This window comes from Streptomyces sp. MB09-02B (assembly GCF_033794485.1).
GTDB lineage: Bacteria > Actinomycetota > Actinomycetes > Streptomycetales > Streptomycetaceae > Streptomyces.
Genome location: NZ_JARGEE010000060.1, coordinates 22,190 through 29,982 on the forward strand (window position 1 = coordinate 22,190; position 7,793 = coordinate 29,982).

Sequence of the window (7,793 nt, forward strand, 5' to 3'; positions counted from 1 at the left end):
TGCCTACGGAGTCCGTCTACTTGCGGAGTCCGTCGAAGCGCTCCAGCCAGGCCTCGGAGTCGTCCTTGGAGACCGCCTCGTACTTGACGTGGATGATGTTCTCCTCGCCGACGGCGTCCACGACCTCCTGGTAGGTGTGCAGGCCCTCGCCCTTCACACCGTCGCGGTACGAGGCCAGACCGCCCTCGGCGACCGCGCGCTGACCCTCCTCGGAGAGGGCGAAGTCCATGAAGAGCTTCGAGGTCGCCGGGTGCGGCGCCTCGGCGGCGATGCCCATGCCGCGCGGCAGGACGACCGTGCCGTCCTTCGGGAAGACGATCTTCACCAGACCGGCGCTGTCCTCGACGACCGGGTAGGCGGGGGAGGCACTGATCAGGAAGCCCGCCGTGTACTCACCGGCGACGATCTTCTCCAGCTGGGTGCCGGAGGAGGTCTCCGGGCGGGTCAGCGGCAGGATCTTCTCCAGGTCGTTCCACGCCTCCGGGTTGCCCTCGGTGAGCGCCCGCGTGACGGTGAAACCGAACGAGCCCTCCGGGTCGCGGACCGTCACCTTGTTCTTGTACTTGCCCTCGTCCTCCGTCACGATCTTGGCGAAGTCCGTCAGGGTGGTCGGCGGGGTCTCCATCAGCGAGGTGTTGTACGCGATCGTCATCGGGTCCTGCGAGAGCGAGTACACGCTCGGCAGCAGCTCGGCGCTCGCGCCCAGCTCCTTCAGCTCCGGCGACTTGTACTCCAGGACCGTGCCCTTGCGGGCCGAGAAGTCCGACCAGGCGGTCGCCGCGCTGGAGATCAGCACGTCCGCCGGGGAGGAACCGGCCGCGTTCTCGGAGAGGGTCTTCTGGAACAGCTCGTCGCTGTCCAGCTCGTTGACGGAGACGGTCTTGATGAAGTCGTACTTCTTCTTGAAGTCCCGGACGATCGGCGCCATGTTCTCGTCGCCGAGGTTGGAGTAGACGGTGAGCTTGCCGCCCTCTTTCTCCGCGGCCGCGATCAGGTCGGCGTAGTCCGCCGGGTAGTAGTCCGGCACCTTGCCCGTCGAGATCTTGTTCTCCGCCACCTTCGGCGCGTCGGTGTCGGCACCGCCGCAGGCGGCCAGGGTGCCGAGGGCGAGCGTCGCGGCGCATGCGGTGACGACGATGCGTCGGGTGCTGGTCTGGCTGGATCTGGCCATGGTTCTCCTCCTGGCGCGTGCCTTCTGGCAGCTGTTGCCGGGAGGTTAGGGACCCTGGTCAGGCCGGTAAATCCCTCACCCGTCAGAGCTCGTACTGCTCTTATTGGTCGTTGAGTTAGTGACGCGAGTCACCCTCACTGAGCAGGGGCGGATGGCCGGGAATGATCGCTCTTGAGATGGGCCGTGAGCTGCTGGAGCCGTTCCCAGGAGGCCGGGTCCGTGCCGTCGCCGAGGGCGTAGTGCAGGGCCGGGCGGGACGTCGGGCCGAGGTGCCGCGCAGGGGCCTGCACCGGGGGGCGGCGGGCGTGGTCCAGGCCGATGGTGTGGACGTCGTCCGGGCCGAGCGTGAAGGCGTACGGGATCGGCGGGCCCTCCAGGCGGGGCGCGGTCGTCAGGTCGGCGCGGGCCGCGCGCACCGAGGTCAGCATGGTCCGCAGGCCGTGCTCCCGGACCAGGGTGTCGGCCAGCGCCTCGATCCGGTCCAGCGGCGGGTCCTCACCGGCCGCGTAGCCGATCGTGAGGACCGCGTCCTCCTCCACGCCCTTCGTCGTCCGTGTCACCCGGACCGTCGCCATCGCGGGCCGGTCCGGGGTGCCGACCACGATCAGCTGCGAGGGCTCGGGCGCCCGCTCCCGCGCGAGGTCGGTCAACTGCCGTGGCGCCCAGGGAAGGTTGACCGGCTCGGCTGTGCCCCAGCCCGCCGGTGCCGTGCCCGTCAGCGCCTTCCAGGCCGCCTCCAGGGCGCCGCCCAGCAGCAGGTGCTCGTCGGCCCGGTGCACGGTCCGGAGGGCCACGATCAACTGCCGGCCGGGAGCGTCCTCGTCCGCCGGGCCGCCGTGGGGGCCGTCCGCCGGGCTGCCCGCCGCGTCCCGTGCCGGGCGCGTGAACGACGCCGCCACCGCCGTCGTCCCGTTCTCCGTGAGCGCCGGCGAGAACGCCCCGTTCTGCCAGCGCAGCACCGCCCCCGACAGGCCGTCGTAGTACCCGCACTCCGGGTCCTGGACGACCCAGCGGTTGGGGACGCGCGCCAGCGTCGTGCGGGCGGCGGGGGTCAGGCGTACGCCGCGCGGCGTGACGATCTGCAGGGACCGCCGGGACCCCGCCGCCGTCCGCATGATCTCCGCGAGCCAGCTGGTCATCGCCACCACCGGCCGGTCGATGAGGACGACGGCCGCGTTCTCGGTCACCACGTCCACGGCGGGCTGCCCCGACCCCGCCGACGGCACGGCGGACACATCGACCACCTTCGTGCTCGCCGCCCCGGGGGGCCAGGTCGCGCCGCCCAGCAGGGCGTTGAGCCGCCCGCACACCACCCCCGCGAGCCGCTCCGCCTCCGGGACGGCTGTGGACGCCCGCGCCTCCGTCCACCAGAACGGGGCCTCCATGGCCTGCCCGAGCAGCCGCTCCGCCTCACCGGGCACCTGCACCAGCACCGGCGACTCCACGGACACCAGCGGGCGGCCACCGGGCCCGTGCAGCTGGACGACCGCGCCCTCGGCCGCCGCCGACAGGTCCAGGTCGGAGCCGCCGGCGTACAGGCTCGCCATGAGGGCCCAGACGTCGGGCATCTTCGGGGTCAGGGCGATGACGTCCTTGGTCACGGGCGGTCGCCCTCCTCGTCGGCGAGTGCGGTCTGGATCAGTTGGTGGGGCCGTCCCCGGCGGACCAGCGTGCCCCGCCCGGCCGGCTGCGCCGAGGCGTACAGGCCGGGGAAGAGCTGGCCCTCGCTCCGCTCACCGGTCATCAGCAGCGCGGCCGTACCGGTCTCGCGGAGGGTCTGCAGCAGCGGCTCGTACATCGCCCGGGAGGCGCCCGCCACCCGGCGGGTGATCACGAAGTGCAGCCCGATGTCCTGCGCCGACGACACATACGGCAGGAAGGGTGCCAGCGGCTGCTGCCCGGCGGTGGTGAGGATGTCGTAGTCGTCGACCAGGATCACGATCCGGGGGCCCTTGAACGCGGGCTCGTCGGTCAGCGCGTCCGGGTCGGCGCTCTCCGGCATCCGCTTCTCCAGCTCGCTCGCGATCCCGTTCGACAGCCCCGCCGCGAGCTTCGCGTTGTGCGCGTACCCGCCCCGGTAGGGCTCCGGGATCACACCCCGCAGGCCGCGCCTCGGGTCGAACACACCGAAGACCAGCTCCTCGTCCGAGTACCGCTCCACGAGCCGCGCCGCGACCAGCTTCAGCAGGTTCGTCTTGCCGCACTCGTTGTCGCCCAGGATCAGCAGGTGCTGGTCCGAGCCGAACAGGTCCAGCAGCGCGGGCGCGAGGGCGTCCTGGTCCACCCCGATGGGCACCCGGTGCGGCTCGGTGACCACCGACGGCAGCCGCTCCGACGGCAGCCGGGTCGGCAACACCCGTACAGGGGCGGCGAGTTCACCGTGCCAGGTCGAGCGGATCGTGCGGGCCGCGTCCTCCAGCGCCGGGGCGAGATCACCCGTCGACGGCCGTCCGTCGAGGCGGGGGAGGGCCGCCTGCGCGAACAGCCTGCCGTCGGTCAGGACGCGCCCCGGGGTGTCCGGGGACAGCGTCTCGGAGAGCTTGCGGTCCACGCTCGAATCGCTCGGGTCGTTGAGGCGCAGCTCCACCCGCGTCCCGAACATCGACTGCGTCGCGATCCGCACGTCGTTCCAGCGCAGCATGCCCCCGACGACATGGATGCCGTACCCGCCACCGCGCTTGAGCAGCTCCACCACCGTGTCGTCCAGCTCGGCGAACTCGTCGCGCAGCGCGCCGAACCCGTCGATGAGGAGGACGATGTCCGTCGACCCCAGCTCCCGCAGCCGGCCCTGCCGGCGCAGTTGCCGCAGCTGGTCGACGGAGTCGATGCCGTGCTCGCGGAAGAGTTCCTCCCGCTCGATCAGCATCGTGCGCACCTCGGCGACCGTCCGCGCGGCCCGCTCCCGGTCCGCCCGCCCCGCGATCCCGCCGACGTGCGGCAGCCCGGAGAGGGCCGAGAGCCCGCCGCCGACCAGGTCGAGCCCGTAGATGCCGACCTCGGCGGGGGTGTGCGTCGTGGCCAGCGACAGCGCGAGCGTCCGCAGCAGTGTCGTCTTGCCCGACTGCGGGCCGCCGATCACCGCCGCGTGACCGCCCGCGACCGTCAGATCGAGCACCCAGTGGCCCTGCCACTGCTTCGCCGGGTCGTCCAGCACCCCGAGCGGCACCCGCAAGGGGCCTTCCCCGGTGGCCAGCCGCAGCCCGCGCTCGTCCACCCGCACGGGGCCGGCCGCCGCGTCCAGCGTGATCGCGTCCGGCAGCGGCGGCAGCCAGATCCGCCGCACCGGCCGCGCCGCGGCGGCCAGTTGGTCCACCATCACCGACATCACGGTCGGCCCGGTCTCCCGCTTCGTCGCCTTCGGCTCGTCGGCGACCTCACCACCGGCGGGCGCGCTCTCCAGCGTGTTGTACGTCGGATACGGCCAGGCCAACGGCGTGTCGTCCTCCTGCGCCACCAGCGCCGGACCCCGGTACGCGCCCGACACGTACCCCGCCTTGAACCGCTCGTACGTCGACGTGTCCACCTTCAGATAGCCGAAGCCCGGCAGCGGCGGCAGATGGAAGGCGTCGGTGGTGTCGAGGACGGTCCGCGACTCGTCGGCGGAGAAGGTGCGCAGCCCCAGCCGGTACGAGAGGTAGGTGTCGAGCCCCTTCAGCTTGCCGCCCTCGATGCGCTGGCTGGACAGCAGCAGGTGCACGCCGATGGACCGGCCGATGCGCCCGATGGAGAGGAACAGGTCGATGAAGTCCGGTTTGGCGGTGAGGAGTTCACCGAACTCGTCGATCACCACGAAGAGGTGCGGGAGCGGTTCCAGGTCGGGCCGCCGGGTGGCGCGCAGGGCGGCGTAGTGCCCGATGTCGGCGACGTTCCCCGCGTCCTTCAGTACCTGCTGCCGCCGCTTGACCTCGCCCGCGAGGCTGGAGTGGACGCGCTCGACGAGGCCCGCCTGGTTCTCCAGGTTGGTGATCACACCGGCCACGTGCGGGAGTTCGGTGAACGGGGCGAAGGTCGCGCCGCCCTTGTAGTCGACCAGGACGAGGGCCAGGTCCTCGGGGGCGTGGGTGGCGGCCAGCGCCAGCACGAGGGTGCGCAGCAGCTCGCTCTTGCCGGAACCGGTCGCGCCGACGCACAGGCCGTGCGGGCCCATGCCCAGCTCCGAGGACTCCTTGAGGTCGAGCAGCACCGGCTCATGACGGTCGGTCACCCCGATGGGCACGCGCAGGAACTCGCGCTCGCCGCGCGGCGCCCACAGGTCGTGCAGGTTCAGCAGGGCCGGGTCGTCGATGCCGAGCAGGCCCGGGAAGTCGACGGGCCCGGTGACCGGGGTACCCTCGGCGGCCGACTCGGCGGACAGCCGCAGCGGCGCGAGCAGCCGGGCGAGTCCCTCGGCACCGGCGGCGGTGACGTGGTCGGAGGTGCCGTGCGCGGCCGGGACGGCGGTCGGGGCCGCGATCACCAGAGGATCGGGGTCGCGCAGGTCCTCCACCACGACCTGGTCGCCCCGCACGGTGATCCGCACCGACACCTGATCGGGCTCGTGGACCTGCTCCTCCAGCAGATGAAGCACGGTGACGCCCATGTCCGCGAGCCCCACCGCCGTGTCGGGGCGCGGCAGTTCGGCGGCCGTCTCCCCGTACTCGTCGCTGACGACGAGCATGCGGGACGCCAGCCTGAGCGCCTTTCGGTCGGCGAGCCCCCGGCGCACCTCCGCCGCGTACGACGCGCGCCGGCCCAGCTCGTGCCGGAAGTGCCGGGCCAGCTGCGGCAGGCTCGGCGCGATCCGGCGGGCCGCCACCGGACCGTCGTGCTCCTGCGCGTCCAGGACGTGCGGCAGCCACTTCGCCCACTCCCAGTCCGCCAGCCGCTCGCCCGGCACGCCGAGCGCCACGGCCACGTCGTCGGGCGCGTGCGAGACGGCGACCTGGACGAGGAGCGCGCGGGCCACCCGCAGCACGCCCTCCCGGTCACCGACCACGCTGACGTTGCCCGCGCGGTCCAACGGCACGGTGATCGGGCAGCCGCCCGCGACGGAGTAGCGGGCCAGCAGCGCCCGCGCCTCGTTCAGCATGAACGGGTCCGGCGGCGTCAGTACCCCGCCCTGGTTCTGCCCGATGGCCAGACCCGCCACGGGTACGTCACCGGTACCGACGCGCACCCGCAGGAAGTCCACGTCCTGCCGCCGCCGCTCCCAGAGCCGGGCGGGGTCGCGCACCAGGTCGTACAGCGCCTCCGGCGGCGGATCGAGCACCCGCGCCAGCTGCCGCCGCTGCCGCTCCTCGTCCCCGAACTCCTCGCGCAGCTCCTCCAGATACTCCAGGTACCGCTCGCGCTGGGTGCGCCGGGTGCGCTGGGCCTTGCCGCGCTGGGAGAGGAACAGGGCGACCGCGCCGAGCAGCGCGATGACCAGCACCATCGCGCCGATGGCCGCGAACTGGCTGTTGCGGATCACGGTCATCATCACGACCGATCCCATGACCCCCGCCATCGGCAGCAGCGCCGTGGCCGCCGCCCCCGCCTTGCCCTCCGGGAGGTTCGGCGGCGGCTCGATGGTGCGGGCCCCGGCGGCCCCGAGCGGCCGGGTGCTCCGAGCGGGCCGGTGAATCAACTCCTGGGTCACGAACGGACCTCTTCCGCACACGAACTGCCGGTCATCGCATCCTCACCGCGCGGGTCATCGCCTCCGCCGCCAGGGTGATCGCCGCCGCGCGGGTCTCCTGGCCCAGCAGGCCGGTGCGGATGGGGCCGCCCTGGGCGAGGTGGCGGTCGTAGGGGACGGTGACGACATGGACGCCGGACTCCTTGAGGTGGGCGACGGCCGTGGCGCGGTCCAGCGTGACGTCGGGGGAGTTGGCGGTCAGCGCGACGACGGTCGAGGAGAGCGCGGAGTGCGGCAACTGGCCGAGCCAGTCCAGGACCTGGCGGGTGCCGTTGACGCCCTCGGCGGTCATCGGCGCGACGACCACGCGCGCGTGCGCGGTGTCCATCGCCGTACGGGCCACCTCGCCCGGGAGGGTCTCGCAGTCCACGACGGTCACCGCGAAGTAGCGCCGCAGCGCGAGGGTCACCGTGCGGTACGTACGGATGTCCAGCGGGGCCCCGACGCGGCCCCGGCTGGCGGGCAGCAGCCAGCCGCCGTCCGACACGGGCACGAGGTAGCCGGTGACATCGGTGAGCTGCATGGCCGGGTTGAGGATCCGCGCGAGATCGGCCGCCGCCCAGCGCACCGAGTCGGCGCCCATCCGCACGGGCAGGGTGCCCAGCGCGGCGTCGGCCTCCAGCGTCAGCACCGGGTCGTGCCGGTAGTGGTTGAACGTCCGTCCCAGCAGTGCGGCCATCGTCGACTTCCCGACGCCGCCCCGGATGGACGTCACCGCGATGACCCGTCCGGTGGTCACGGGCTGCTGCAACTCCCGCGCGATCCGCGTCTCCTCGGCCACGTCCTGCGCGGCCGACCCGGCCAGCTTCCGGATCGACCGCCCCGTCCGCCGGGCCACGGACTCGCCGTGCTGGGGCCGCCCGAGCGCATGAGCCAGCCGAGGATCGACGGTGGGCACGGCGTCGGGGGCGTGCAGGGGGGTCTGCGGCGCGTTTAAACACATATCCAGGCCCAAGAGAAAGGGAA

4 protein-coding genes are annotated in these 7,793 nt (G+C 72.8%); all 4 read right to left on the minus strand.

Features of this window, described 5'->3' with window-relative positions:
* Positions 1-16: 16 nt before the first annotated feature.
* Positions 17-1,171: an ABC transporter substrate-binding protein gene (locus tag P1P70_RS11850; RefSeq protein ID WP_319236774.1), complete on the minus strand. Its 1,155-nt coding sequence runs from the start codon at positions 1,169-1,171 to the stop codon at positions 17-19.
* 134 nt (positions 1,172-1,305) lie between these two features.
* The gene (locus tag P1P70_RS11855; RefSeq protein WP_319236775.1) at positions 1,306-2,772 is read right to left on the minus strand and encodes a DUF6177 family protein; all 1,467 of its coding nucleotides are present in this window, start codon (positions 2,770-2,772) and stop codon (positions 1,306-1,308) included.
* Positions 2,769-6,788: a type VII secretion protein EccCa gene (gene eccCa, locus P1P70_RS11860; RefSeq protein ID WP_319236776.1), complete on the minus strand. Its 4,020-nt coding sequence runs from the start codon at positions 6,786-6,788 to the stop codon at positions 2,769-2,771. The genes P1P70_RS11855 and eccCa overlap by 4 nt, the downstream gene beginning before the upstream one ends.
* Positions 6,789-6,819: 31 nt before the next feature.
* Complete coding sequence (locus P1P70_RS11865) at positions 6,820-7,770, minus strand: type VII secretion protein (protein WP_319236777.1); 951 nt, start codon at positions 7,768-7,770, stop codon at positions 6,820-6,822.
* Between the last annotated feature and the right edge of the window lie 23 nt (positions 7,771-7,793).